Annotated in this window: 23 protein-coding genes; 11 read left to right on the top strand and 12 right to left on the bottom strand. The window is 68.8% G+C overall.

Features of this window, described 5'->3' with window-relative positions; all coding sequences use genetic code 11:
- Positions 1-137: 137 nt before the first annotated feature.
- From JWS14_RS07385 to clpS, 7 genes are all read right to left on the bottom strand, one after another.
- Positions 138-812 (bottom strand): rhomboid family intramembrane serine protease, encoded by a 675-nt coding sequence (locus JWS14_RS07385; protein WP_095865304.1) that lies wholly within the window; start codon positions 810-812, stop codon positions 138-140.
- Between the two features lie 19 nt (positions 813-831).
- Complete coding sequence (locus JWS14_RS07390) at positions 832-1,794, bottom strand: PLP-dependent cysteine synthase family protein (RefSeq protein ID WP_072947008.1); 963 nt, start codon at positions 1,792-1,794, stop codon at positions 832-834.
- An 8-nt stretch (positions 1,795-1,802) separates the two neighbouring features.
- Entirely contained in the window at positions 1,803-2,075 is a 273-nt protein-coding gene (locus JWS14_RS07395; protein WP_072947006.1) for a MoaD/ThiS family protein, read from the bottom strand.
- A gap of 61 nt (positions 2,076-2,136) precedes the next feature.
- Positions 2,137-2,613 (bottom strand): M67 family metallopeptidase, encoded by a 477-nt coding sequence (locus JWS14_RS07400; RefSeq protein ID WP_095864953.1) that lies wholly within the window; start codon positions 2,611-2,613, stop codon positions 2,137-2,139.
- 46 nt (positions 2,614-2,659) lie between these two features.
- Entirely contained in the window at positions 2,660-3,730 is a 1,071-nt protein-coding gene (locus tag JWS14_RS07405) for a P1 family peptidase (RefSeq protein WP_206012775.1), read from the bottom strand.
- On the bottom strand, positions 3,727-4,314 hold the full coding sequence (gene aosR, locus JWS14_RS07410; protein WP_206012776.1) for an oxidative stress transcriptional regulator AosR: 588 nt from the start codon (positions 4,312-4,314) through the stop codon (positions 3,727-3,729). The genes JWS14_RS07405 and aosR overlap by 4 nt, the downstream gene beginning before the upstream one ends.
- A gap of 36 nt (positions 4,315-4,350) precedes the next feature.
- Positions 4,351-4,689, bottom strand: coding sequence for an ATP-dependent Clp protease adapter ClpS (gene clpS / locus JWS14_RS07415; protein ID WP_072947001.1), 339 nt, complete (start codon positions 4,687-4,689; stop codon positions 4,351-4,353).
- Here clpS and JWS14_RS07420 point away from each other — a divergent pair.
- The 5 genes from JWS14_RS07420 to JWS14_RS07440 are packed head-to-tail and all read left to right on the top strand — an operon-like array spanning position 4,688 to position 11,319.
- The gene (locus JWS14_RS07420; RefSeq protein WP_072946999.1) at positions 4,688-6,067 is read left to right on the top strand and encodes a nicotinate phosphoribosyltransferase; all 1,380 of its coding nucleotides are present in this window, start codon (positions 4,688-4,690) and stop codon (positions 6,065-6,067) included. The genes clpS and JWS14_RS07420 overlap by 2 nt on opposite strands.
- Positions 6,064-6,696 carry an isochorismatase family protein gene (locus JWS14_RS07425; RefSeq protein WP_072946997.1) on the top strand — a complete coding sequence of 211 codons (633 nt, stop codon included), beginning with the start codon at positions 6,064-6,066 and terminating at the stop codon, positions 6,694-6,696. Before JWS14_RS07420 ends, JWS14_RS07425 begins: the two co-directional genes overlap by 4 nt.
- A 9-nt stretch (positions 6,697-6,705) precedes the next feature.
- Entirely contained in the window at positions 6,706-8,754 is a 2,049-nt protein-coding gene (locus tag JWS14_RS07430; RefSeq protein ID WP_072946995.1) for an ATP-dependent DNA helicase, read from the top strand.
- A gap of 55 nt (positions 8,755-8,809) precedes the next feature.
- Positions 8,810-9,730, top strand: a complete 921-nt coding sequence (locus tag JWS14_RS07435; RefSeq protein WP_072946992.1) for an ABC transporter ATP-binding protein — start codon at positions 8,810-8,812, stop codon at positions 9,728-9,730.
- A complete protein-coding gene (locus JWS14_RS07440) occupies positions 9,727-11,319 on the top strand; it encodes an ABC transporter permease (protein WP_241031281.1) in 1,593 nt (530 codons plus the stop codon). Before JWS14_RS07435 ends, JWS14_RS07440 begins: the two co-directional genes overlap by 4 nt.
- A gap of 40 nt (positions 11,320-11,359) precedes the next feature.
- Here the strand turns inward: JWS14_RS07440 and glgP are convergent, their stop codons facing one another.
- Positions 11,360-13,957: an alpha-glucan family phosphorylase gene (glgP, locus tag JWS14_RS07445; RefSeq protein WP_206012777.1), complete on the bottom strand. Its 2,598-nt coding sequence runs from the start codon at positions 13,955-13,957 to the stop codon at positions 11,360-11,362.
- Between the two features lie 160 nt (positions 13,958-14,117).
- Here glgP and JWS14_RS07450 point away from each other — a divergent pair, with 160 nt between their 5' ends.
- The 4 genes from JWS14_RS07450 to JWS14_RS51715 all read left to right on the top strand — a co-directional run bounded on the left by JWS14_RS07450 (position 14,118) and on the right by JWS14_RS51715 (position 20,468).
- Positions 14,118-16,136, top strand: a complete 2,019-nt coding sequence (locus JWS14_RS07450; protein ID WP_206012778.1) for an alpha-1,4-glucan--maltose-1-phosphate maltosyltransferase — start codon at positions 14,118-14,120, stop codon at positions 16,134-16,136.
- A complete protein-coding gene (gene glgB / locus JWS14_RS07455; RefSeq protein WP_072946986.1) occupies positions 16,136-18,334 on the top strand; it encodes a 1,4-alpha-glucan branching protein GlgB in 2,199 nt (732 codons plus the stop codon). Before JWS14_RS07450 ends, glgB begins: the two co-directional genes overlap by 1 nt.
- Before the next feature lie 46 nt (positions 18,335-18,380).
- Complete coding sequence (locus tag JWS14_RS07460) at positions 18,381-19,802, top strand: neutral zinc metallopeptidase (RefSeq protein ID WP_083395819.1); 1,422 nt, start codon at positions 18,381-18,383, stop codon at positions 19,800-19,802.
- Between the two features lie 375 nt (positions 19,803-20,177).
- A complete protein-coding gene (locus tag JWS14_RS51715) occupies positions 20,178-20,468 on the top strand; it encodes a hypothetical protein (protein WP_072946984.1) in 291 nt (96 codons plus the stop codon).
- A gap of 69 nt (positions 20,469-20,537) precedes the next feature.
- Here JWS14_RS51715 and JWS14_RS07475 read toward each other — a convergent pair whose 3' ends face one another.
- A complete protein-coding gene (locus JWS14_RS07475; RefSeq protein WP_206012779.1) occupies positions 20,538-21,680 on the bottom strand; it encodes an RNA-guided endonuclease InsQ/TnpB family protein in 1,143 nt (380 codons plus the stop codon).
- A 36-nt stretch (positions 21,681-21,716) separates the two neighbouring features.
- On the opposite strand from JWS14_RS07475, the gene JWS14_RS07480 reads away from it, so the two are divergent.
- Complete coding sequence (locus JWS14_RS07480) at positions 21,717-22,238, top strand: MFS transporter (RefSeq protein ID WP_255315020.1); 522 nt, start codon at positions 21,717-21,719, stop codon at positions 22,236-22,238.
- Between the two features lie 54 nt (positions 22,239-22,292).
- Here JWS14_RS07480 and JWS14_RS07485 read toward each other — a convergent pair whose 3' ends face one another.
- The 3 genes from JWS14_RS07485 to JWS14_RS07495 form a co-directional block, all read right to left on the bottom strand.
- Entirely contained in the window at positions 22,293-23,210 is a 918-nt protein-coding gene (locus JWS14_RS07485) for a tetratricopeptide repeat protein (protein ID WP_206012780.1), read from the bottom strand.
- Between the two features lie 118 nt (positions 23,211-23,328).
- The gene (locus JWS14_RS07490; RefSeq protein ID WP_206012781.1) at positions 23,329-23,700 is read right to left on the bottom strand and encodes a DUF3817 domain-containing protein; all 372 of its coding nucleotides are present in this window, start codon (positions 23,698-23,700) and stop codon (positions 23,329-23,331) included.
- A 63-nt stretch (positions 23,701-23,763) separates the two neighbouring features.
- Positions 23,764-24,957 carry an acetyl-CoA C-acetyltransferase gene (locus JWS14_RS07495; protein WP_206012782.1) on the bottom strand — a complete coding sequence of 398 codons (1,194 nt, stop codon included), beginning with the start codon at positions 24,955-24,957 and terminating at the stop codon, positions 23,764-23,766.
- A 94-nt stretch (positions 24,958-25,051) separates the two neighbouring features.
- Here JWS14_RS07495 and mce point away from each other — a divergent pair, with 94 nt between their 5' ends.
- Positions 25,052-25,525 carry a methylmalonyl-CoA epimerase gene (gene mce / locus JWS14_RS07500; RefSeq protein WP_072946976.1) on the top strand — a complete coding sequence of 158 codons (474 nt, stop codon included), beginning with the start codon at positions 25,052-25,054 and terminating at the stop codon, positions 25,523-25,525.
- Positions 25,526-25,576 lie beyond the last annotated feature (51 nt).

Genomic DNA, 25,576 nt, shown 5'->3' on the forward strand with positions numbered 1-25,576 from the left:
GTGACGACACTGTCGATGGCCTGAACTACGCAGTGGTGGTGTGCCCGGATCTCGCGAGGAGCGTACCAGCAGGGCATACGCTCAGCCGCCGGAAGCGGCGTACACGCCGGTAGACCACCTGTTCGCCGCGGCGGGCCTCATCCGAACGATTGCGGCCCTACCGCTTTCCGGGCCCGCTGCTTCCTGGCGTCGGCGGAGAGCAGCCACGCGGCGAGGACACCGCCGACGGCGCCGAACAGATGCCCCTGCCAGGACACACCGGGCGCGCTCGGCAGCACACCCCACAGCAGACTGCCGTACACGACGAACACCACCACGCCGACGAGGATCTGGCCGAGGTTGCGGGCGAAGACTCCCCGGACCAGCAGGTAGGCCAGCCAGCCGAAGATCAGGACGGAGGCGCCGATGTGGTTGGAATAGGATCCGCCGGTCAACCAGGTGCCCAGACCTCCGACCACCCAGACGATCCCGGTGGCGGCGAGGCCGCGGGCGATGCCCGACAGCAGCACGAGGAACCCGAGGACCAGCAGTGGGACGGTGTTCGCGAACAGATGCGCCCAGTCGTCGTGGAGGACCGGGGCGAACAGAATTCCCCACAGTCCGTCGATCGTGCGCGGCTGTACGCCGTTGTCTTCGAGTCGCTCGTCGGACGCCACGTCGGCGATCTCGATGACGTACAGCAACATCGTGAACGCGCCGACGACGATCGCGGACTGCAACCACAGCGGCTTCGACTTGCGCGCGGGCGCCGGCGACGCGCCACCCCTCGGCGCCGGCGAGCCGAATCGCGAGGAGTCGAACGGCGAAGTCATGATCCGCACACGCTTGTCGTCATGCCCACAACTGCCCTTCCAGTGCTTCTTCCGCTTCTTCGACCGTACCGCCGTATGCGCCGGTCGACAGATATTTCCATCCGCCGTCGGCGACGATGAACGCGATGTCGGCGGCGCGCTCGGCCTTGACCGCTTTGCGCGCGACCCCCAGCGCGGCGTGGAGGATCGCGCCGGTGGAGATGCCGGCGAAGATGCCCTCGTTGTCGATCAGTTGCCGGGTGCGGCGGACTGCGTCGGCGGGACCGACGGAGAACCGCGAGGTGAGGACGGATTCGTCGTACAGTTCGGGAACGAAGCCCTCGTCGATGTTGCGGAGGCCGTACACGAGTTCCCCGTAGCGGGGTTCCGCCGCGACGATCTCGATGCCGTCGACGTGTTCGCGGAGATAGCGACCGACGCCCATCAGGGTTCCGGTGGTGCCGAGGCCGGCCACGAAGTGGGTGATCTCGGGCAGGTCCCGTAGGATCTCCGGCCCCGTCGTCTCGTAGTGCGCGAGCGCGTTCGCGGGATTGCCGTACTGGTACAGCATCACCCAGTCGGGATGTTCCGCGGACAGTTCCTTGGCCACGGCCACAGCCTGATTCGAGCCGCCGCGCGCCGGTGAGTCGATGATCTCGGCGCCGAACATCGTGAGCAGTTGCCTGCGTTCGACGGACGTGTTCTCGGGCATCACGCAGATGAGGTGGTAGCCCTTGAGTTTCGCGGCCATAGCCAGGGAGATTCCGGTGTTTCCGCTGGTCGGTTCGAGGATCGTGGCGCCGGGTGTCAGGGTGCCGTCGTTCTCGGCCTGTTCGATCATGCGGAGGGCCGGCCGGTCCTTCACCGAACCGGTCGGATTGCGGTCCTCGAGTTTCGCCCACAGGCGGACCGGTGAGGTGCCGTTCCAGCTCGGTGACAGGCGCGGCAGCCCGACGAGGGGCGTGTTGCCGAGGGTGTCGATGAGCGAATCGAACCGCGCCACGGCCGCGCTCAGCCTCCGGCGACGGCGGGCAGGATGGTCACGGAATCCCCGTCGGCCACCTCGGTGTCGAGTCCGCCCGAGAATCGGACGTCCTCGTCGTTGACGTACACGTTGACGAACCGGTGCAGTCGGCCGCCGTCGATCAGGCGGTCCTTGATGCCGCCGTAGTTGCCGTCGAGGTCGTCGATGACGGCGGAAAGTGTGGGACCTGTTGCCTCCACCCGCTTTTCGCCGCCGGTGTGGGAACGCAGGATGGTGGGGATCGAAACTGTGACAGCCATGGTCGGCTCCTCGGGATGTGGGTGTCTTTCTGCCGCGGGACCGTCGCGAGGGACGGAGTCGTCACTTGTCGGGGACGTCCGCGACCGATGTGTGGGCGAACTTGTAGCTCTGCACCACGTCGACGGGTTCCTCGGTGACGACGCCGTCGACGATGCGGTAGCTGCGCAGTTCGTGGGCGTCGGGGTCGCGGGTGGAGATCAGCACGTAGTGGGCGTCCGGTTCGGATGCGAAGGAGATGTCGGTCCGGCTGGGGTACGCCTCGGTGGCGGTGTGCGAGTGGTAGATCACGACGGGCACCTCGTCGGCGTCGTCCATCGCCCGCCACACCTTCAGTTGCTCACCGGAGTCGAATCGGTAGAACGTCGGCGACCGTTCGGCGTTGATCATCGGGATGTGCCGTTCGGGGCGGTCGGAGCCCTCCGGCCCGGCGATGACCCCGCACGCCTCGTCCGGGTGGTCGGCGCGCGCGTGCGCGACCATCGCCTCGACGAAGTCCGATCGAATCACCAGCACGTCAACCACCTCCGTGAGCGCCATCCTAGGTGCGGACCGGCGACTCGGCCACCGATCGGCCGGGACCGCGTCAGGAACGCAGTGCCGAGGGGAACAGTTCGCGGTACGTGGGAATTCCCGCGACGGGGGTGGCGCTGAGGACGGCGTCGACGACGGCCTTCTCGACCACTTCGGCGGCAGCGGTGCAGACGGCGTCGACGACGGGCAGATCGGGCGGGAACGCGTCGGGCACCCCGGCCGGGTGGTGCACCGGGTGGATGCCGGTGGCGAGCGCGAAGATCGTGTCGCCGTCGAGCGGCGAATGCGCGGGCCGGATCGCGCGGGCGAGCCCGTCGTGTCCGGCCACGGCGACGCGGCGCAACGCCGCCTTACCCAGGGCGGCGTCGGTCGCGACGACCCCGATGGTCGTGTTGAGGACGGTGGCCTTGGCCATCAGTTCGCGTGCCGCCGACACCTCGGCCGCGACCGGCGCCCGGAGCCCGAACGCGGCTGCGCCCACGGTGGCGACACCCCACGGCAGCCCCGTCGCCGGATCGAACACGGTACCGACGGGATTGGCCACCATCAGCGCGGACACGGTGATGCCCTTCGCCGGACCGTCCGTGATGACGACGCTCGCCGTTCCGACCCCGCCCTTGATCGCGCCCGCACGCGCCCCGACCCCGGCACCCACCGAACCGGAGAGCACGGTGTGCGACGCAGAATCCGCTGCCCGGTACCCGAATTCGGCGGTGGGACGGGTGCGCCAGTCGCCGACCGGCAGATCGAAGATGACGGCGGCGGGGACGATCGGGACCACCTGATCGGGCTCCCCCATGGCGATTCCGTGACCGTGCTCCTCCAGCCAACGCATGACGCCGTCCGCGGCGGCGAGCCCGTACGCGCTGCCGCCGGTGAGGACGATCGCGTGCACCTTCCGGACGCTGTGGCTGGGGTCGAGAAGGTCGGTTTCCCGGGTGCCCGGCCCGCCGCCGCGGACGTCGACCGCTCCGGTCGCGCCGTGCGGGGCGAGGACGACCGTGCACCCGGTGGCGGCACCGCTGCCGAGTGCGGCGTCCGGATCGAGTTGGTGGTGGTGCCCGACGCTCAGGCCGACCACATCGACGAGCGAATCGGTGCGGCCCGGCGTCGTGCCCGTCACGGCGCCAGTGCCTGAACGAGCGAGTCCTGCATCCAGGTCAGCCAGTGGTAGATGTCGAGGTGCGGGGCGCGGGGATCACCCGGATCGAGTTCGTCGGGCGTGTCGGCGTCGATGCCGAGGTTGGTCCCCAGCGCCAGCCGGACGTCGTTGAGACCGCTGAGCCAGGCGTCGGCCTGCTCCGGCGTGAGCAGAACCTTGCCGCCGTTCTCCGGGACGGTGTGCAGGATGACCGAGCCCGCGGCCAGCTTGGCGTCGATGATCTCCGGTTCGTGGAGTCCGCGCAGCGCACCGTTGACGTCGGCCTTCGATTCGGCGCGGATCTCGTCGTCGTCCGGCGCGTCCATGTCGGGGCGGTGGAAGTCGGGCAGCAGCCGGGCGAGGACCTCCTCGTCGGGTGCCGTCGTGTTGCCCGTCCGCATCCCGGTGAGCGCGGCGAGTTCGTCGGCCGGGGCCGACGCCGCCCGCTCCTCGAGGAGGCCGAGGACGGAGGCGACCAGCGATCGCAGCACCGTCGCCTCGTGCGCGTCCATCTCCGAGCGCAGCTTCATGCCCCCGAGCGAGTTCTTCCTGCTCCACATCCGCACGTCGTGTACCGAGTTCCTTACTGTCCGAACGGAAAGTTAGCTGCTGTCCCGCTGCATCGTGGCCCACAGGCCCGCCGCGTGCAGCTTGCGTACATCGTTTTCGACCTTGTCGCGGGAGCCGCTCGACACCACGGCCTTCCCCTCGGAATGCACCTGCATCATCAGTTCCGTCGCCTTCGCTTTGCTGTACCCGAAGAGCTTCTGGAAAATGTAGGTGACGTAGTGCATCAAATTCACCGGATCGTCCCACACCACGGTGACCCAGGGACGATCATTGGCTTCATCGACCTCGACGACCTCCGACTCTGCAGGGGTGACCTGCGGCGATGCCGGCATGGCATCCACGAATGGAGCTGTCGTCGAGCAATGAGCCATGACACAAGGGTACGACGCTCCACCGCCCGGCGACACCGCGGCTTACAGTGGCCGGGTGTCCAGAGACAGCACCGCCTTGTTCACCGACCAGTACGAGTTGACGATGCTGTCGGCGGCCCTCGCCGACGGTTCCGCCCACCGTCACTGCAGCTTCGAGGTGTTCGCCCGCCGCCTTCCGGACGGTCGCCGCTACGGAATCGTCGCCGGCACCGCCCGCCTGGTCGCGGCGCTGTCGAACTTCCGCTTCGGCGATCCGGAACTCGAGATCGTCTCCCGCTTCCTCGACGACGCAACCGTCGAATGGCTGCGTGACTATCGGTTCGGCGGCGACATCGACGGCTACCGCGAGGGCGACTTCTACTTTCCCGGTTCCCCGATCCTGTCCGTCCGCGGAACGTTCGCCGAATGCGTGCTGCTCGAGACGCTGATCCTGTCGATCCTCAACCACGACAGCGCGATCGCGTCCGCCGCCGCACGGATGGTCAGCGCCGCCGACGGACGCCCGATGATCGAGATGGGTTCGCGGCGCACCCACGAGGAATCGGCGGTCGCGGCCTCGCGCGCCGCGTACCTGGCGGGTTTCACGGCCACGTCGAACCTGGAGGCGGTCCGCAGGCACGGCGTTCCCGGTGCGGGCACCAGTGCGCACGCGTTCACCTTGTTGCACACCACCCCGGACGGGCCGGACGAGGCGGCGGCGTTCCGCGCGCAGGTCGCGGCACTCGGAGTCGGAACCACGCTCCTCGTCGACACGTACGACATCACCGCGGGCGTCGAGACGGCCGTCGAGGTCGCGGGCCCCGGTCTCGGGGGTGTCCGGATCGACTCCGGCGATCTGGGTGTTCTCGCCCGGCAGGTGCGCGGGCAACTCGACGGCCTCGGGGCGACCGGCACGAAGATCGTCGTGTCCGGCGACCTCGACGAGTACGCCGTAGCCGCGTTGCGGGCCGAACCGGTCGACGTCTACGGGGTCGGCACGTCCGTCGTCGTCGGGTCGGGTGCGCCGACCGCGGGAATGGTCTACAAACTCGTCGAGGTGGACGGCATCCCCGTCGAGAAGCGGAGCAGCAACAAGGCGTCGCGGGGCGGCGTCAAGAAGGCGGTGCGGTTCGCCCGCGACACCGGAACCCTGGTGGAGGAGGTGGTGTACCCGGCCCACTCCGACGCGCCCGGCGCGGCAGGCCTCGAGGTGACAGAACTGCTGGTCCCGCTGGTGCGGGGCGGTGAGACCGCCTGCGAGGCGACTACTCTGGAGGACAGCAGATCCCTCCTGGCGGCGGGCCTCGTCAGTCTCCCGTGGGAGGGTTTGAAGCTCTCCCACGGCGAGCCCGCGATCCCCGTGCGCTTCGCCGAACCCGAATCCAGGAGGGCACCATGAGCGACATCGAGAGCACCGACGCCCGGCGGGCGCTGCTCGTGGTCGACGTCCAGAACGACTTCTGCGAGGGCGGCTCCCTCGCCGTCGAGGGCGGTTCCGCGGTCGCGGCGGCGATCAGCCGCTTCCTGACCGGAGCCGTCTACGACGCGATCGCGGCCACCATCGACCACCACATCGACCCGGGCCACCACTTCTCCGAAGAACCGGACTACGTCGACACCTGGCCGGTGCACTGCAAATCGGGAACCCACGGCGCGGAGTTCCACCCGGACCTCGATCGGAGCGGCATCGAGTCGGTGTTCTCCAAGGGCGAGTTCTCGGCGGCGTACTCGGGCTTCGAGGGCACGAACTCCGACGGCCAGACCCTGGAGAAATGGCTGCGTGCGGCCGGGGTCACCGAGGTCGACATCGTGGGGATCGCCACCGATCACTGCGTGGTCGCGACGGCACTCGACGCCGTGGCCGCCGGCTTCCCGACGCGCGTGCTGCTCCCCCTCACCGCGGGTGTGGCGCCCGCGACCGTCGAGGCCGCGATCACCGCGATGCGGGCCGCCGGGGTGCGCCTCGTAGGGCGCGACGCGGACGTCCCCTCGGACCGCGTGACGATTTCTGACGTAGGTCCCGAGTAACCTGCTCGGGTGCCTGAAAACCTCCCCAACGTCCCCGAGCTGTTGCGCACGGCGGTGCGGTCGCTGGGCGGTGCCGAGCGGTCCAACCAGCTGACCATGGCTTCCGCCGTCGCGCATTCGATCGACACCGGGGAGCATCTGGCCGTCCAGGCCGGTACGGGTACCGGCAAGTCGCTCGCCTACCTCGTGCCGAGCGTCCGGCACGCCGTGCAGAGCGGCAAGACGGTCATCGTCTCGACGGCCACCATCGCGCTGCAGCGTCAGCTGATCGACCGCGACATGCCGCGGCTCGCGGACGCGCTGCAGGGTTCACTCGGCCGCAGGCCGCATTTCGCGATCCTCAAGGGCCGCAACAACTATCTGTGCATGAACAAGATCCACACCGGGACTGCGGAGGAGCCACCGGCCGACGAGCTGTTCGACCCGTTCGCGGTGTCCCGGCTCGGCCGTGAGGTCCAGCGCCTCACCGAGTGGTCCTCGGACACCGAGACCGGCGACCGCGACGACCTGGCCCCCGGAGTCAGCGACAAGGCGTGGCGCCAGGTCAGCGTCACGGCCCGGGAGTGCCTCGGCAAGTCCCGCTGCCCGGTCGGCGAGGACTGCTTCGCGGAGCGGGCCCGCGCGGAGGCGTCGCAGGTCGACGTCGTGGTCACCAACCACGCCCTGCTCGCCATCGACGCCATCACCGGAATCGCGATCCTCCCCGAACACGACGTCGTGGTCATCGACGAGGCACACGAACTGGTCGACCGCGTCACCAACGTTGCCACCGCGGAGTTGGCGGCGTCGACGATCAGTGCCGCGGCGCGGCGCTGCGCGAAGCTCGTCGAGGAGCAGGACGCCGATCGTCTCGAGGCGGCGGGCGAGGGCTGGGCGGCGCTGCTCGAGGAGTTGCGGCCCGAGCGGTGGGAGGCATTGCCGCCCGGTGCGGCGCCCGCGCTCGCCGCTGTCCGCGACGCCGCCTGGGCGCTGCGCACGGCCATCGGCCCGTCCCGTCCGGGCATGGCGTTGAGCGACCCGGAGGCGGCCGCCGCCCGCAACACCGCGCTCGCGTCGGTCGAGGAGGTTCACGACAGCGCCGTCCGGGTTCTCAGCGCGTTCGACGAGCCGGATCCGGCGAAGCGCCACGACGTGGTGTGGCTGGCCGCCGACGACAACCGCGGTTCGATCCGCCGGGTGGTGCGGATGGCGCCGCTGTCGGTCGGCGGGCTGCTACGTTCCCGGCTGTTCGCGGAATCGACCGTGGTCCTCACGTCCGCCACGCTGACCGTCGGCGGGTCCTTCGACGGCCTCGCGGTCAACTGGGGACTTCCCGCGGAGTCGTCCGTCGTGATCGATCCGGCGATGGCCACCGGGTCCGAGGCGCCGTCCGACACGGGCACGCTCAAGTGGAACGCCCTCGACGTCGGGTCGCCGTTCGACCACGCCCGCGCCGGCATCATCTACATCGCGAAGCAACTGCCGCCGCCGGGGCGGGACGGCCTGTCCCCCACGTATCTCGACGAGATCGCCGAACTCGTCGAGGCGGCGGGCGGGCGGACGCTGGGATTGTTCTCGTCGATGCGGGCCGCGAAGGCCGCGTCGGAGGCGATGCGCGACCGGCTCGACACCCCGATCCTCTGCCAGGGTGACGACTCGACGGGCGCCCTCGTCCGGGCGTTCGCCGGCGACGAGCCGACGTCGCTGTTCGGCACGTTGTCGCTGTGGCAGGGCGTCGACGTGCCGGGTCCGTCCCTGAGCCTGGTGATCCTCGACCGCATCCCGTTCCCCCGCCCCGACGACCCGTTGCTGGTCGCCCGGCAGAAGGCGGTCGAGTCGCGCGGCGGCAACGGGTTCCTTTCCGTCGCAGCCAATCACGCGGCGCTGCTGCTCGCGCAGGGTGTGGGACGTCTGCTGCGCAGCGTCGACGACAAGGGTGTGGTGGCGGTCCTCGATCCGCGGCTCGCCACCGCCCGGTACGCCGGGTATCTGCGGGCATCGCTGCCACCGTTCTGGGAGACGTCGGATCCGGAGGTCGTGCGCAAGGCGCTGGGACGGATCCGCGACTCACGCCCCTGAAACGCTGCTCCGCACTGAGTCGGACAGCGGATCGGTGCGCACCTATGCTCGACCGATGGACCTTGCGATCTCAGTCCGCGGACTCACCAAGAAGTTCGGTGAAGTGCTCGCCCTCGACGGCCTCGACCTGGAGGTGAAGCCGGGCGAGGTGCACGGATTCCTCGGACCCAACGGCGCGGGCAAGTCCACGACCATCCGGGTGCTCCTCGGTCTGCTGCGCGCCGACGGGGGTTCGGCGTCCGTTCTCGGTTCCGATCCGTGGCGTGATTCCGTACCCGTGCATCGGCGGCTCGCCTATGTGCCGGGCGAAGTGAACCTGTGGCCCAACCTGTCCGGCGGCGAGGCGATCGACCTTCTCGGGCGACTGCGCGGCGGACTCGATCCGGCGCGGCGCGCGTCGCTGATCGAGCGGTTCGAACTCGACCCCACCCGGAAGGGCCGCACCTATTCGAAGGGCAACCGGCAGAAGGTCGCCCTCGTGGCCGCGCTCGCCGCCGACACCGAACTCCTCATCCTCGACGAGCCGACGTCGGGCCTGGACCCGTTGATGGAGGCGGTGTTTCAGGAGTGCATCACCGAATTCGCGCGCGGCGGACGCACGGTGCTGCTGTCCAGCCACATCCTCGCCGAGGTGGATGCGCTGTGCCACGCCGTGACCATCATCCGGGCGGGGAGGACGGTGCAGGCGGGAACATTGTCCGAGCTGCGGCATCTCACCCGGACGACGGTGACGGCGACCACCCGGATCAAGCCCAATCCGATCGGGAACGTCCCCGGTGTGCACAACCTGCAGAAGGGTGAGGACGCGAACACGGTGACGTTCGACGTCGATTCCGATCAGATCGACCCGGTCATGACCACGTTGACGGGGCTGGGCATCGTCTCGATCACCGCCAACCCGCCGACGTTGGAGGACCTGTTCCTCCGCGAGTACCGCGACGAGGTCGAGGCGCTCGGGATCGGACGGTCGCAGTGAGTCAGCTGAGCGGGACGGGTGTGCTCGCCGAACTGGCGGTGCGCACCGACCGGGTCCGGATTCCGGTGTGGACGGTCGCGGTGGCCGGTCTCACCGTCCTGCTCGCGTCGAGTTACTCCACCATCTACCCGACCGCCGAATCCCGGCAGGCCCGTGCCGAACTCATCTCGTCCCCGGCCGCCACCGCCCTTGCCGGGCCGGGCTACGGCCTGGACGACTACACGCTGGGTGCGATGGTCGCCAACGAGATCGCCGGCATGACGATGGTGGCCGTGGCGATCATGTCGGTGCTGCTGGTGACGCGGCATCTGCGGACGGAGGAGGAGACCGGGCGCGCGGAACTGGTGCGCGCCGGCGTCGTCGGGCGGTACGCGGGAATCACGGCGGGACTGATCTCGGCGGCCCTCGCCAATGTGTTCGTCGCGCTGCTGCTGGTCATCGGGTTGCTCGCCGTGGGTCTGCCTCCGGTGGGTTCGCTGAACATGTCGGCGGGTGTGCTGGTCGTGGGTCTGGTGTTCACCGCGCTGTCGGCGCTGGCGTCGCAGCTCACCGAACACGCCCGCGCGGCAAGCGGTGCCGGAATCTGCGCGGTCGTCGTCGCGTACCTGCTTCGGGCGGTGGGCGACGTGCAGCAGGGACACAGCGGGAGCCTGCTGACGTGGGTGTCGCCGATCGGCTGGTCGCAGGCCACCCGCGCGTACGTCGACGAACGATGGTGGCCGTTGCTGATCGGCGTCGTCGCGGCGGCGCTGACCGTCATCTGCGCGTATGGCGCCATCGGTCGCCGGGACGTCGGGGCGGGACTCCTCCCGCCGCGGGGCGGGCGCGCCGAGGCGTCCCCCCGCCTCACCGGAGTCACTGCGCTCGCGGCGCGCCAGCAGCGCGGCCAGATCCTCGCCTGGGGTGTCGGCGTGTTCGCTCTGTCGCTGCCCATCGGTTCCCTCGGCAGGCAGATCAGCGATTTCATCGGACAGGATCCCGATCTCGCACAGCTGCTGCCGGGTGGCGCCGCGGCGGCCGCCGACGGCGCGTTCGCCCTGTATCTGGTGTTCCTGGTGGTGATGGCCGCGATGTACGCCGTCGGTGCCGTCGTGTCGATCCGCTCGGAGGAATCGTCCGGTCGCGCCGAGGAGGCACTGGCCACCCCCGTGTCGCGGGCGCGGTGGCTCGGTGGCCAGCTGGTCGTCATCGCGGCCGCGGCCGTCGCGATCGCAGTGATGGCCGGGGTCGGCATGGGGATCACCGCGGCGTTCACGCTGTCCGATGCGGGCGCGCTCGGCCGGTTGACCGGCGCGGCCCTGAACACGGTGCCGGCAGTGCTCGTGATCGTCGGATCGTGCGCGGCCGTCTACGGGCTGATCCCTCGCGCGCTGCCGGCTCTGTGGGCGTTCGTGGGCTACGTTCTCGTCGCCGGAATGTTCGGGGAGGTCCTCCCGGACTGGTTCGGGATTCTCTCCCCCTTCCACTACACGCCGGCGCTGCCTGCCGAAAGCTTCGCGGCCGCCCCCCTCGCCGTTCTGCTGATTCTGGCGGCGGCCCTGTTCCTCGCCGGCGTCGCCGGCTTCCGGCGCCGGGACGTCGGCCCGTAAACCGTGCCGGGACGAACCCCGGCCGGCTCAGTGGAGCCGGTCAAGGGTTCGGCACCGTCACCAGGCCCAGTTCCGACGGATCGACGAGCAGATCGTGGTGCGGAAGCACCCGCACCGTGTACCCGACCGAGCCGGACAGCGGCAGCGCCAGGTCGGCGACGAACAACTCCCCCGACTCGTCCGACGCCGAATGCGTCATCGGGACCGTAACGATGTCGGTGAGCTCCTCGTCCGGTCCGGCCTTGCCGATCACGGCCTGCACGGTGACGTCGTCGACGGACAGTTCACCGAGGCGGATACGGGCGCGGAGCACCAGATTCGCTCCGATCTCGGGAGTGTCGGGCAGCCCCGCGCCGTCGACCTGCAGGACCGTCACCGCAGGCCATGCCGCCTCGACGCGTCGACGGAACGCGGCGAGTTCGCGGGCGCCGGCGAAGTTCTCCGCCGCCACCGTCCGAGCCGATTCGGCCGCGGGCGCGTAGTACTGGACGGCGTAGTCGCGCACCATCCGCGACGCGAGCACCTTGGGGCCCAGATTCTGCAGCGTGTGACGCACCATCTCCACCCAGCGCACCGGCAGTCCGTCCGCGCGGTCGTAGAACCTCGGCAGGACGGCGCGCTCGAGCAGTTCGTACAGTGCGCTGGCCTCGAGGTCGTCGCGCCGGGTCTCGTCGACGACGCCGTCCGCGGTCGGGATGGCCCAGCCGTTCTCGCCGTCGAACATCTCGTCCCACCAGCCGTCGCGGATCGACAGGTTCAGTCCGCCGTTGAGCGCCGACTTCATCCCCGACGTGCCGCACGCTTCGAGCGGGCGCAGCGGGTTGTTGAGCCACACGTCGCAACCCCAGTAGAGGTACCGCGCCATCGACATGTCGTAGTCGGGGAGGAAGGTGATGCGGTGCCGGACGTCGGCGGCGTCGGCGAACCGCACGACCTGCTGGATGAGGGCTTTGCCGCCGTCGTCGGCGGGGTGACTCTTCCCGGCGACCACAAGCTGTACCGGACGCTCCTCGTCGAGGAGCAGTGCCCGCAGCCGTTCGGGGTCGCGCAGCATCAGCGTCAGACGCTTGTAGGTGGGCACGCGCCGGGCGAAGCCGACGGTGAGCACGTTCGGGTCGAACACCTCGTTCGTCCAGCCGAGTTCGGCGGACGTCGCGCCGCGTTCGATCCAGGACGCCCGGACCCGCCGGCGCACCTCCTCGACGAGTTTTCCGCGCAGCGCGTTGCGGGTCGCCCACAGCTCCTCGGCGGACAGATCCTGCAGCCGCTCCCAGCCGCGGGCCTCCTCGACCAGTTCGGGGCCGAGGATGCGGGTGGCGAGATCGATCCATTCGGGTGCGGCCCAGGTGGGCGCGTGGACACCGTTGGTGACCGAGCCGATCGGCACCTCTCCGGCGTCGAAGCCCTGCCACAGCGGCTGGAACATCTCCCGGCTGACGATGCCGTGCAGCTTGGACACACCGTTCGCTCGCTGCCCGAGACGCAGGCCCATGTGGGCCATGTTGAACACGGACGGATCCGATTCGCGCCCGAGTCCGAGGATCCGGTCGATCGTCAGCCCCGGCAGCAGGGACGATTCGTTCGCCCCGTTGTCGCCGCCGAAGTAGTGCCGCACGAGGTCGGCCGGGAACCGGTCGATTCCCGCGGGAACGGGGGTGTGGGTCGTGAAGACGGTGCCGGCGCGGACCGTGGCCAGCGCCTCGTCGAAGTCGAGCCCGCCGGTGGTGACCAGTTCGCGGATCCGCTCGATGCCGAGGAAACCGGCGTGACCTTCGTTCATGTGGAAGACGGCGGGATCGGGCAGGCCGTAGGCGTGGGTGTAGGCGCGCACCGCGCGGACGCCGCCGATGCCGGCGAGGATCTCCTGTTTGATGCGGTGGTCCTGGTCGCCGCCGTACAGGCGGTCGGTGACGCCCCGCATCTCGGCGTCGTTCTCCGCGATGTCGGAGTCGAGCAGCAGCAGCGGGACGCGCCCCACCTGGGCGATCCACACGCGGGCACGCAGCACCCGACCGCCGGGTACCGCGACGTGCACGAGGACGGGCGCCCCGTCGGACGACTGCGGCCCGGACTCGGTGAGCAGGCGCAGCGGCAGGCCCTGCGGGTCGTGCGGCGGGTAGTGCTCGGCCTGCCAGCCGTCCGCGGTCAGCGACTGCCGGAAGTATCCCGAGCGGTACAACAACCCGACACCGATCAGCGGCAGTCCCAGATCGGATGCCGCCTTCAGGTGGTCGCCGGCGAGAATTCCGAGGCCGCCGGAGTAGTTGGGCAGCACTTCGCTGACCCCGAACTCCATTGAGAAATATGCGATCCCGCCGTCCAGCGACACTCCCTTGGCCTGCTGGTTCTGATACCAGCGGGGCCGGGACAGGTAGTCGTCGAGGTCGGCGGCCGCGGCGTCGAGCCGGGCCAGGAACGCGACGTCCTCGGCCAGTTCGTCCAGGCGGGCGGGATCGACCTCACCGAGCATCCGGACCGGGTCGAACTGCACCTGCCGCCACAGGTCCTCGTCCAGCAATCCGAACAGTTCCTGCGTGGCCGGATGCCACGACCAGCGAAGATTGGTGGACAGCGGACCGAGGGCAGCGAGCCGCTCCGGAAGGTGGGCTCGGACAGTGAACCGACGCAAGGCTTTCACCTCGCGAACGATAACGCACTGCGGGCGTCGTCGCGCCGTGTCGGGCCGGGTGGGCGTCAGATCTCCAATACGGACAGGAACCGGTCGACTCCACTACGGTTGAACGGGCGGCCCAGCCCACGAGCCGCCGGCAACTTCCGGCTATGGAACGGAGCCCAGTGTGACAGGTCGACTCGGAATCGACGACGTGGAACCGAACGTCGGGTGCGGCCGCTTTCCCGCCAAGGCCGTTGTGGGTGAGGTGTTTCCCGTCCGGGCAACCGTGTGGCGCGAAGGTCACGACGCCGTGGCCGCCACACTGGCGGTGCGGGGGCCGCGCAGTGCTTCGTCCGGCGGCTCGGCGACGTTCCGGATTCCCATGACCAGCGGTCCGGTGCCCGACACGGTCGACGGTTCCTTCACCCCGACCGGCGAGGGTCTCTGGACGTTCCGAATCGAGGCCTGGAGCGATCCGGTCACCACGTGGAAGCACGGGGTCGAGGCGAAGCTCGCGGTGGGACAGGGTCCGGCCGAACTGGCCAACGACCTCGAGATCGGTGCACGGTTGTTCGAGCGTGCCGCGAAGGGCGTCCCCCGCGGGGACCGTTCACGACTGACCGGGGTCGCGGCGTCGCTGCGTTCCGACCGTCACCTCTCCGAGCGGGTGGCTCCGGCGTTCGGATCGGACGTGACCGAACTGCTGCGCGCGCATCCGCTGCGCGAACTGGTCACGAAGAGCGAGGCGCACACCGTGCTCGTCGATCGCACGCGGGCGCTGTTCGGGTCGTGGTACGAGTTCTTCCCGCGATCCACCGGCGGCCGGGACGAGAACGGCAGGCCCCGGCACGGCACGTTCGCGACGTCCGCGGCGGCGCTTCCCCGGATCGCGTCGATGGGTTTCGACGTGGTGTACCTGCCGCCCATCCACCCGGTGGGAAAGATCAACCGGAAGGGCCCCAACAACACGCTGACCCCGGGCCCCGAGGACGTCGGTTCGCCGTGGGCGATCGGCTCGGACGAGGGCGGCCACGACGCGATCCATCCCGAGCTCGGGACGCTGCGCGATTTCAAGGCGTTCATCGCCGCCGCCCGGAAGCTGAACCTGGAGGTGGCGATCGACCTGGCCCTGCAGGCCGCACCGGACCATCCCTGGGCGAAGAAGCACCCGGAATGGTTCACCGTCCTTCCCGACGGCACCATCGCCTACGCCGAGAACCCGCCGAAGAAGTATCAGGACATCTACCCGGTCAACTTCGACGACGACCGCGACGGCATCTACGCGGAGGTCCTGCGGGTCGTGCGGCACTGGGTTGCGGCGGGCGTCAAGATCTTCCGGGTCGACAACCCGCACACCAAACCGGCGGACTTCTGGGAGTGGCTGATCGCCGAGGTCAAAAAGTCGGATCCGGACGTCCTGTTCCTGTCCGAGGCGTTCACCCGTCCGGCACGACTGTACGGTCTCGCCCGCCGCGGGTTCACGCAGTCCTACACGTATTTCACGTGGCGGACGGCCAAGTGGGAGTTGACGGAGTTCGGCAAGGAGATCGCCGCCAAGGCCGACGAGGCGCGCCCCAACCTCTTCGTCAACACCCCGGACATCCTGCACGAGAGCCTGCAGACCGGCGGTCCGGGAATGTTCGCGCTGCGCGCCGCGCTGGCGGCGACCCTGTCGCCCACGTGGGGCGTGTACTCGGGTTACGAACTGTACGAACATGTTCCGGTGCGTCCGGGCAGTGAGGAGTACCTCGACTCGGAGAAGTACCAGCTGCGTCCCCGTGACTTCGAGGGAGCGGCCGCCCGCGGCGAGTCCCTGGAACCGTGGATCACCGCGCTCAACCGGATCCGCAGGCAGCATCCGGCGCTGCAGCAGTTGCGCAACATCCATTTCCACCACGTCGACAACGACGCCCTGATCGCGTACTCCAAGTTCGACGCCACCACCGGCGACGCCGTGCTGACGGTGATCAATCTCAACCCGTACGGCGCCGAGCAGGGCAACGTGTGGCTGGACATGCCGGCGCTCGGCCGCGACTGGCACGACCACCTGACCGTGCTCGACGAGGTCACCGGGGAGCAGTATCACTGGGGGCAGACCAACTTCGTGCGCCTCGAACCGTGGCGGGCCGTGGCCCATATCCTGGCATTACCGTCGATTCCCTATCCGGCCAGAACGAAGCTGGCCTACCGCGGAGGTACATAGTGACCGTCGAACCGCCTGTCGCCATCGCACCCGACGCCGCCGACCTCGACCTGCTGGCCCGGGGCGAGCACCACAACCCGCACTCGATCCTGGGCGCGCACCCACATCCCGAGGGCACGGTGATCCGCGCGCTGCGCCCCTACGCCGAGGCCGTCGACGCCGTCATCGGTGGGACGAGTTTCTCGCTGGAACACCTCGCGCACGGTGTGTGGGGCGCGCTGGTGCCGTACCGGGACCTGATGGACTACCGGCTGTCCACGACGTGGCCGGGTGGTCACAACGACGTCTCCGCCGACGGCTACCGGTTCCTGCCGACGCTCGGCGAACTCGACCTGCACCTGTTCGGTGAGGGCAGGCACGAGCGGCTGTGGGAGATCCTCGGCGCGCACCGCCGCCGCTACGACACCCCCGACGGCACCGTCACCGGCACGTCGTTCGCCGTGTGGGCGCCCAATGCCCGCGGGGTGAGCGTGATCGGCGATTTCGACGGGTGGAGCGGCCGGAACTTCCCGATGCGGGTGCTCGGGTCGACGGGGGTGTGGGAGTTGTTCGTCCCCGGGATCGAGGTCGGCGACCTGTACAAGTTCCGGGTCCACGGCCCCGACGGCAGTGTGCGCGACAAGGCCGACCCCATGGCCTTCGCGACGGAGGTCCCTCCCGCGACCGCGTCCCGGGTGTCGGTGAGCACGTACGAATGGAACGACGCCGAGTGGCTGGCGCAGCGGGCGGCCACCGAGCCCGCGCAGTCCCCGATGAGCGTGTACGAGGTGCACCTCGGTTCGTGGCGACCGGGGCTGAACTACCGCGAGATGGCCGAGCAACTCGCCGCCCACGTCACGGAGACGGGGTTCACGCACGTCGAACTGCTGCCGGTCGCCGAGCACCCGTTCGGCGGGTCCTGGGGATACCAGGTGACGTCGTACTACGCGCCCACCTCACGGTTCGGCTCGCCCGACGACTTCCGGTGGTTCGTCGACCACCTGCACGCCGCCGGCATCGGCGTCATCGTCGACTGGGTGCCTGCCCACTTCCCCAAGGACGAGTGGGCGCTGGCCCGGTTCGACGGCACACCGCTCTACGAGCACAGCGATCCCCAGCGCGGCGAGCAACTCGACTGGGGAACGTACGTGTTCGATTTCGGGCGTCGCGAGGTCCGCAACTTCCTCGTCGCCAATGCGCTGTACTGGCTCGACGAGTTCCATGTGGACGGTCTGCGCGTCGACGCGGTCGCGTCGATGCTGTACCTCGACTATTCGCGGCCGGAGGGCGGCTGGACACCGAACATCCACGGCGGCCGGGAGAACCTGGAGGCGGTCGCGTTTCTGCAGGAGACCAACGCCACGGTCCACAAGCAGCACCGCGGGGTCGTCACCATCGCCGAGGAATCGACGGCGTGGCCGGGTGTCACCCGCGCGACCAACGTCGGCGGACTCGGGTTCAACATGAAATGGAACATGGGGTGGATGCACGACACCCTCGGGTTCCTGGCGCACGATCCCGTCCACCGCAGCTATCACCATCACGAGATCACGTTCTCCCTGATGTACGCGTGGAGCGAGAACTATCTGCTCCCCATCAGCCACGACGAGGTGGTGCACGGGAAGGGCACGCTGTGGACGCGGATGCCCGGCGACGACTGGTCGAAGGCCGCCGGCGTGCGGGCCCTGCTGGCGTACATGTGGTCGCACCCCGGCAAGCAACTGCTGTTCATGGGTCAGGAGTTCGGGCAGACCGCGGAGTGGTCCGAGGAACGCGGACTCGACTGGTATCAGCTCGACGACCCGTATACGGGCGGCTTCCACCGCGGTCTGCTCCGGCTCGTCCACGACCTCAACGCCACGTACCGCGAGCACCCGGCGTTGTGGACGCTCGACACGTCACCGGGTGGGTTCTCCTGGATCGACGCCAACGACACGGCGAACAACGTCCTGAGCTTCCTGCGTTACGGCACCGACGGGTCGATTCTGGCGTGCCTGTTCAATTTCTCGGGTTCCGCGCACGCGAATTATCGTGTGGGCTTGCCAGAACGGGGCGAATGGCGTGAAATTCTCAACACCGACGCCGAGGTCTACGCAGGATCGGGTTGGGGAAATCTCGGTGCGGTGACGGCAACTTCGCAGCCGTGGCACGGCCGTCCCGCCTCCGCGGAGGTGGCACTGCCCGCGAACGGAGCGATCTGGATGAGTCTGGAGCGTTGATGAAGGCACGGCCTTGCTGACCCGACGTCGGCTGTGGGCTGCGAGCGTGAGCGTTCTGGCCGCGACTGCGGTCGTACTGTCGGGGTGCACGCGTTCGGTGGACGGTGAGGCCGCGTCCATCTACGACGATCCGTTCAAGGTGGCGGGCCTCGACGCCACGTCGGGTCCGAGCGGTGCCCGCAAGGGCGCGCCCGCCGCCGACCTCCCCGTCACCGGCACCGACGGCGGTGAGATCGACACGATGGCGGCCAACGCGGTGAGCGACATCGAGAGTTACTGGCGCACCGAGTTCCCGGCACTGTTCCAGCGCACGTTCGAGCCGGTGGAGGAGCTGATCTCCTGGGATCCGCGGGATTCCGACGGCCCCCGGTTCTGCGGAGACAGCACCAAGGAACTCCTCAACGCCGGCTACTGCAGCACCGACCACACCATCGGCTGGGACCGCGCGCTGCTGCTGCCGGAGGTCGTGGAGAAGTTCGGCATCGTCGCCGCCGTCTTCGTGCTGGCCCACGAGTACGGGCACGCCGTCCAGACGAAGGCGGGAATCGCCGACGAGAACGTGGGCGGCGGCATCGTGCGGGAACAGCAGGCCGACTGTTTCGCGGGGGCATTCATGCGGCACATCGCGGAAGACAAGGCGCCCCATTTCACGCTGAACACGTCGGACGGCCTCAACAAGGTACTGGCGTCGGCAGTGGCGATCGGTGACACCGACCCGAACGATCCGGACAACGTGCACGGCTCGGCGTTCGAACGAGTCACCGCCACCCAGATCGGATTCACGGACGGACCGGCAGCGTGCACGCGCATCGACGAGAAGGAGATCGACTCGCGGCGCGCGGATCTGCCGCAGCGCTTCGCCGACGACACCGACGACGGCGAACTTCCCGTCACCGACGAGTCCGTCGAGGCGTTCTTCACGTCGTTCCAGCAGATCTTCGATCTCAGCGATCCGCCCACGCTGCAACTCGACGGCGCCGACCTCGACTGCGCGGACGCCGACGTGACGGAACCGGTGTCGTACTGCCCGGCCACCAACACGATCGGGGTCAGTGTCGACGCCCTCGCCGAACGCGGCACACCGGGACGCCCGGGCCGTCGTGAACTGTTCCAGACCAAGCTCACCGGCGACTACAACGCGTACGTCCTGCTCGCCTCGCGGTACACCCTGGCGTTGCAGCGGGACCGGGGCGACGATCTGCACTCACCGCAGACCGCGCTGCGGGCCGCCTGCCTGTCCGGTGTCATCACCAGCGCGCTGAGCCCGGCCAGTCCGGCCACCCTGGCGGAGGGCAGCGTGTGGTTGTCCCCCGGCGACCTCGACGAGGCGGTCTCGGGACTGCTCACCGACGGACTCGCCGCCAGTGACGTGAACGGGGAGACCGTGCCGAGCGGGTTCTCCCGGGTCGACGCCTTCCGCACCGGCGTGCTCGGAGGCGAGCAGGCCTGCGAGGGCCGGTACCGCTGACCGGTCGCCGGCTCAGATCTCCCGATAGCCGAGCGCCGCGGAGATCCGTCCGGCGGCCCGGCACACGACCGGCACGAGGCCGCGCATCCGCTCGTCGGGCATGTACGGACTGGGGACTTCTGCTGTCGGCCTTCGGCTGGACGTATGCAGCGCTGCAGATTCCCGGTGGATGGCTCGTCGACCGGATTCCCCCGAGACTGCTCTGCCCCGCCTGCCCTCATCCTCTGCTCGATCGCGACCGCGTGCATGGGGTCATCGGCGGCCTCGTGGCGCTCATCGCGTTGCGACTGCTGGTCGGCGTGTTCGGGGGCGCCCGCGTATCCCGATCAACAGCCGGGTCGCGACGGCCTGGTACCCGAGCATGAACGTACGATCGTGATCGGTTTCTACACCTCCGGACAGTTCATCGAACTGGCCCTGCTCCCTTCCTTCTCTCATGGTTGCAGTCCGTGCTTGTCCTGGCACGTCGACCTCGTGGAGGAGGAACGCGAGCGTCCGGAGGTGACCCGGAACGATGTCGCCACCGTCCTCGGCCGGCACAAGCTGTGGGGAATATACCTGGGGCAGTTCTGGCTCACGTCGACGCGGTGGTTCTTCGTCACCTGGTTCCCACCTACCTCGTTGATTTACCGGGGCATGGATTACTTGACTTCCTCTCGGCCGTGAACGACCGAGATTCCCCTCGAGACTCGCGTCCCGAGGTTCCTGTTTCACCGACAGTCGCCACCCCGCACGTTATGTGCGAGGCGGTCTCACACCGTCTCCGCAGGCTGCCACCGCCAGTCCGACGGCCAAAATATTCCTCGCCGCGTTCACATCCCGATCATGGACGACGCCGCACCGGCACGCCCACTCCCGCACGTCCAGCGGCATCGTCGACGCGACCTCCCCGCACACCGAGCAGGTCTTCGACGACGGATAGAACCGGTCGACCGCCACCACCCGCCGCCCGTACCAGTCGGCCTTGTACTCGAGCATCGACCGGAACTCGGACCAACCCGCATCCGAGATCGCCCGAGACAACGACCGATTCTTCACCATGTTCCGCACACTCAGATCCTCGATGGCGATCACTTGGTTTTCGCGCACCAGTCGAGTGGAGAGTGTGTGCAGATAATCGCGGCGCCGATCGGCGATCCGGCCATGAATCTTCGCGACCTTCAGTCGGGCCTTGGCCCGGTTCCGGGATCCCTTCTGCTTCTTGGCCAGCATCCGCTGCGCCTTCGCCAACCGCGCACGGTCCGCGCGCTCGTGGCGCGGGTTGGTGATCTTCTCCCCCGTCGAGAGTGTGTACAGGCTCGTGATCCCGGCATCGAGCCCGACCACCCGATCGACCGGCTCGAGTTCGGCGATCGTGTCCTCGACGAGAATTGAGATGTGGTACTGACCGCGAGCATTGCGCGACACCGTCACCTGCGACGGTACTGTCCCCTCCGGGAGCGGCCTCGACCACCGAATATCCAAGGGTTCGGACTGCTTGGCCAACCGGACCTGCCCGCCGCGGTAGGCGAAGCAGTTCGAGTAGTAGGTCGCCGAATCCTTCGACTGCCCCTTCTTCTTGAATTGCGGGTATCGGGTCTGCTTGCGCCAGAACTTCTCGAACGCACCCTGCAACTGCCGCAGCGCCTCCTGCAACGGCCCCTTCGATGGCTCCGCCAACCACTCGGTCTCGGTGTCTCGTTTCCATCCGGTGAGCATCTTCGAGGTGTCCGCGTAGGTGACCCGTCGCTGCTCCTGCGACCAGGCACGCGACCGCTCGGCCAACGCCCGGTTGTAGACATACCGGGTGCACCCGAACGTCCGAGCAAGCTGTTCCGCCTGCACCGCAGTCGGATAGAAACGGTACTTGAACGCCCGCTTCACCACCCTCCCCGCCATGACCGAAGACACTAGCCACACAGTCCGACAAACCAGATCGGCCATCCCGGACCTGAAGGACCCGGGTTTGCGCCGAGAGACTCGCGGAACAAGTCCGGATTCCTCGCGTCGCTGCCGTTCGTCGCGGCGCTCGTCGGTGTGCTGTTCTCCGGGGTGTTCTCGGACTTCCTGCTGCGCAAGGGGGTCTCTCTCGGAGTCGCCCGGAAGGGTCCGATCATCGTCGGACTGCTCTTGACCGTCGCGATGATCGGCGCGAACTTCACCGACTCGACCGCGATGGTGATCGTGTTCCTGTCCATCGCCTTCTTCGGCAACGGACTCGCGTCGATCACGTGGTCGCTGGTGTCGGCACTCGCACCGGAACGGCTGCTCGGGCTGACCGGCGGGATGTTCAACTTCATCGGCAACCTGTCGTCGATCGCCACGCCCATCGTCATCGGGTTGCTCGTCACCGAGGACAGTTTCGCTCCGGGATTCGTCTACATGACCGTGGTGACCGCGATCGGAATCGCGTCCTACGTCCTTCTGGTCGGACGGGTGGAGCGCGTTCGCAGCTGATCGCCGTCGGGGGTGACCGGGGTGAGCGCCGAAAGCACTCACCCCGGTTCCTCGTCAGTACAGTGCCGCGGCGAGTTTCCGGCGCGCGGTCATGACGACCGGCTCGGCCGGGTCGAACAGTTCGAACAACTCCAGCAGACGGGTCCGAACCCGGGTCTTGTCGTCGCCGGCGCTGCGGGCGACGACACCGATGAGGCGGGCGAACGCCGCGTCGGGCGCCTGGGAGTAGAGCTCCACGTCCGCCGCCTGCAATTGGGCGTCGATGTCGGCGGGGGCGGCGTCCGCCGCGGCGACGGCACCGGGATCGACGGACTGCACGCGGGCGAGGAAACGTACCTGGCGGATCGCGCCCTGCGCCTCCGCGTTGTCCGGTTCCGCGTCGAGGATCTTCTGGAACTCGGCTTCGGCTGCGGCCAGGTCGCCCTCGTCGAGCGCCGCCTCGGCCGCGACGAAACGCGGGTCCTCCGGCTCGGGCTCGTCCGCGTCGCCGTTGCCGGCAGGCGGCCCGGACAGTTTTCCGGCGGTCGCCTGCTGGACGGCGGCGAGCCACTGACGCAGTTGCGGTTCGGGCTGCGCGCCCTGGAAGTCGGCGAGCGGTTGACCGCCGGCGATGGCGACGACGGTCGGGACGGACTGGACGCCGAAAGCCTGCGCGATGCGCGGGTTGGCATCGACGTCGACCTTGGCGAGCACCCAGGTGCCACCGGCCTCGTGTGCCAGCTTCTCGAGCAGGGGTGAGAGTTGTTTACACGGCTCGCACCAGGTGGCCCACAGGTCCACGACGACCGGGACCTGCTGGGACCGGACGAGGACCTCCGCCTCGAACGTCGCCTCGGTGACGTCGATGACGGATGCGAGGCCGGTGCCGCCGGGGGCGGCCGGGGCGGCGCCGTCCCCGGAGGGTGCGGGCGCAGGCGGGGGCGGAGCGGCCGCACGCTCCTTGAGGGCGGAGAGATCGACTGCTCCGCTCATGGCTGCGGCCACTGCTGAGGAACGCGCTGACGGACGAGAACCTGGTCGAGTCACGTCCACCAGTTTGTCACGATTCGAGCGTGCGCCGGAATGCGGGCCGTGCCTACCGCGGACTCGGTCAGACGAGCGACGGTTCGCTCTTCGCCTCGCCGGTCCGGGACAGTTCGGCCATGCGGCCGGTGCGGGCCGCCCAGACCTCGAACACGACGGTGCCGAACGGCGGGACGCTGGCGACGAGCGCCCAGAAGACGGTGACCAGGTTCCAGCTCAGCTTGCGCGCGGTCCACAGCGAGACGAGCAGGTACAGCACGAAGACGCCGCCGTGGATCGGGCCGAAGATCTTCACGCCGATCTCGTTGCCGTCGGCGGGCAGGTACTTGAAGGCCATGCCGATGAGGAGGCCGAGCCAGGTGAATGCCTCCAGAATTGCGACAAATCGGAAGCGCTTGGCCGTGGTGCTGAGATCGAAGACGTTCGCCATGCCGACCATTGTGCCCGACCATCTACGACAGTCCGTAGTGGTGTGAGGCACACCACCACGGACCATCGTCTGTCAAGACTTGGGGACGCGGACGATCAGGGCGTCACCCTGACCGCCTCCACCGCACAGTGCCGCCGCGCCCACGCCGCCGCCGCGACGGCGCAACTCGAGTGCCAGATGCAGTGCGATCCGCGCACCCGACATCCCCAGCGGATGCCCCATCGCGATCGCGCCGCCGTTGACGTTCACGATTTCCGGATCCAGGCCCAGCTCCCGCGTCGACGCGATCCCGACCGCAGCGAAGGCCTCGTTGATCTCCACCAGGTCCAGGTCCTTCGGGTCGATCCCTTCCTTGGCGCACGCCTTCGCGATGGCCCGCGCCGGCTGGGACTGCAACGTCGAATCCGGGCCCGCCACCACCCCGTGCGCGCCGATCTCCGCAATCCAGGACAGCCCCAGTTCCTGAGCCTTCGCCTTGCTCATCACGACGACGGCGGCCGCGCCGTCCGAGATCTGCGACGCCGACCCGGCGGTGACGGTGCCGTCCTTGCTGAACGCCGGCCGCAACCTGGCCAGCGACTCGGCGGTCGTATCGCCCCGCACGCCCTCGTCGGAGCCGACGAGCACGGGATCGCCCTTGCGCTGCGGCACCGGAACCGGCACGACCTCGTCGTCGAAGACACCGTCCTTCCAGGCGCGCGCCGCCTTCTGGTGCGACGCTGCCGCGAACGCATCCTGCTCCTCACGGCTGATCCGCTGCCCGTCCTCCGCGTTCTTCGCCTCCGTCAGGCTGCCCATCGCCTGATCGGTGAAGATGTCGTACAACCCGTCGAACGCCATGTGGTCGCGCATCGTGACGTCGCCGTACTTGAACCCCTCCCGCGACTTCTCCAGCAGGTGCGGGGCACGCGACATCGACTCCTGGCCGCCGGCGACGACGACGTCGAACTCGCCGGCCCGGATCAGCTGATCCGCCAACGCGATCGCGTCGATCCCCGACAGGCACACCTTGTTGATCGTCAGCGCAGGCACGTCCATCCCGATCCCGGCGGCCACGGCGGCCTGCCGCGCCGGGATCTGACCGGCCCCCGCCGTGAGCACCTGGCCCATGATCACGTACTCGACCTGTTCGGGGGCGACGCCCGCCTTCTCCAGTGCACCGCGAATCGCCACCCCACCCAGATCGGAACCCGACACATCCTTCAACGAACCCAGCAACCGGCCCATCGGGGTCCGGGCTCCGGCGACGATCACAGAACTGGTCACGATTTCCTCCGCGTGAGACGAATGGGCGGGTGCCGGGCGACGGAAGTCACATCCCGACGAGAACTACCGAAACGGTAGCGCTAACGTCGGGACCATGACACAGTCCTCCCCCACCCAGTCCACGTCGCCGCTGTCCTCGGATCTGGTGACCGCCATCGACCACGTCGGCATCGCCGTTCCCGACCTCGACGCCGCCATCGCGTGGTACTCCGAGCACCTCGGCATGGTGTCGACACACGAAGAGGTGAACGAGGAGCAGGGCGTGCGCGAAGCGATGCTGAGCGTCGTCGGCGCTCCCGCGGGCAGCACCGCGCTGCAGCTTCTCGCGCCGCTGAACGAGAACTCGACCATCGCCAAGTTCATCGATCGCAGCGGTCCCGGTCTCCAGCAGCTGGCGTACCGCGTCACCGACATCGACGCCATCTCCGCCCAGTTGCGCGAGCGCGGCGTCCGGCTGCTGTACGACGCACCCCGCCGCGGAACCGCCGACTCGCGCATCAACTTCGTCCACCCGAAGGACGCGGGCGGAGTTCTCGTCGAGCTGGTCGAGCCGTCGGCGACCCACTAGAGCTGTGACCGGCCGCCGGGTGCCAGGCGCAGAGACAAGTTCTACTTTGCC

This window comes from Rhodococcus koreensis, assembly GCF_017068375.1.
Taxonomy (GTDB): domain Bacteria; phylum Actinomycetota; class Actinomycetes; order Mycobacteriales; family Mycobacteriaceae; genus Rhodococcus_F; species Rhodococcus_F koreensis.

Coding starts and splice junctions, on each gene's coding strand:
- JWS14_RS07385 (WP_095865304.1), bottom strand. CDS start 812: ATGACTTCGCCGTTCGACTCCTCGCGATTCGGCTCGCCGGCGCCGAGG.
- JWS14_RS07395 (WP_072947006.1), bottom strand. CDS start 2,075: ATGGCTGTCACAGTTTCGATCCCCACCATCCTGCGTTCCCACACCGGC.
- JWS14_RS07485 (WP_206012780.1), bottom strand. CDS start 23,210: ATGAGCGGAGCAGTCGATCTCTCCGCCCTCAAGGAGCGTGCGGCCGCT.
- clpS (WP_072947001.1), bottom strand. CDS start 4,689: ATGGCTCATTGCTCGACGACAGCTCCATTCGTGGATGCCATGCCGGCA.
- JWS14_RS07400 (WP_095864953.1), bottom strand. CDS start 2,613: ATGGCGCTCACGGAGGTGGTTGACGTGCTGGTGATTCGATCGGACTTC.
- JWS14_RS07490 (WP_206012781.1), bottom strand. CDS start 23,700: ATGGTCGGCATGGCGAACGTCTTCGATCTCAGCACCACGGCCAAGCGC.
- JWS14_RS07475 (WP_206012779.1), bottom strand. CDS start 21,680: ATGGCGGGGAGGGTGGTGAAGCGGGCGTTCAAGTACCGTTTCTATCCG.
- JWS14_RS07435 (WP_072946992.1), top strand. CDS start 8,810: ATGGACCTTGCGATCTCAGTCCGCGGACTCACCAAGAAGTTCGGTGAA.
- mce (WP_072946976.1), top strand. CDS start 25,052: ATGACACAGTCCTCCCCCACCCAGTCCACGTCGCCGCTGTCCTCGGAT.
- JWS14_RS07425 (WP_072946997.1), top strand. CDS start 6,064: ATGAGCGACATCGAGAGCACCGACGCCCGGCGGGCGCTGCTCGTGGTC.
- JWS14_RS07420 (WP_072946999.1), top strand. CDS start 4,688: ATGACACAAGGGTACGACGCTCCACCGCCCGGCGACACCGCGGCTTAC.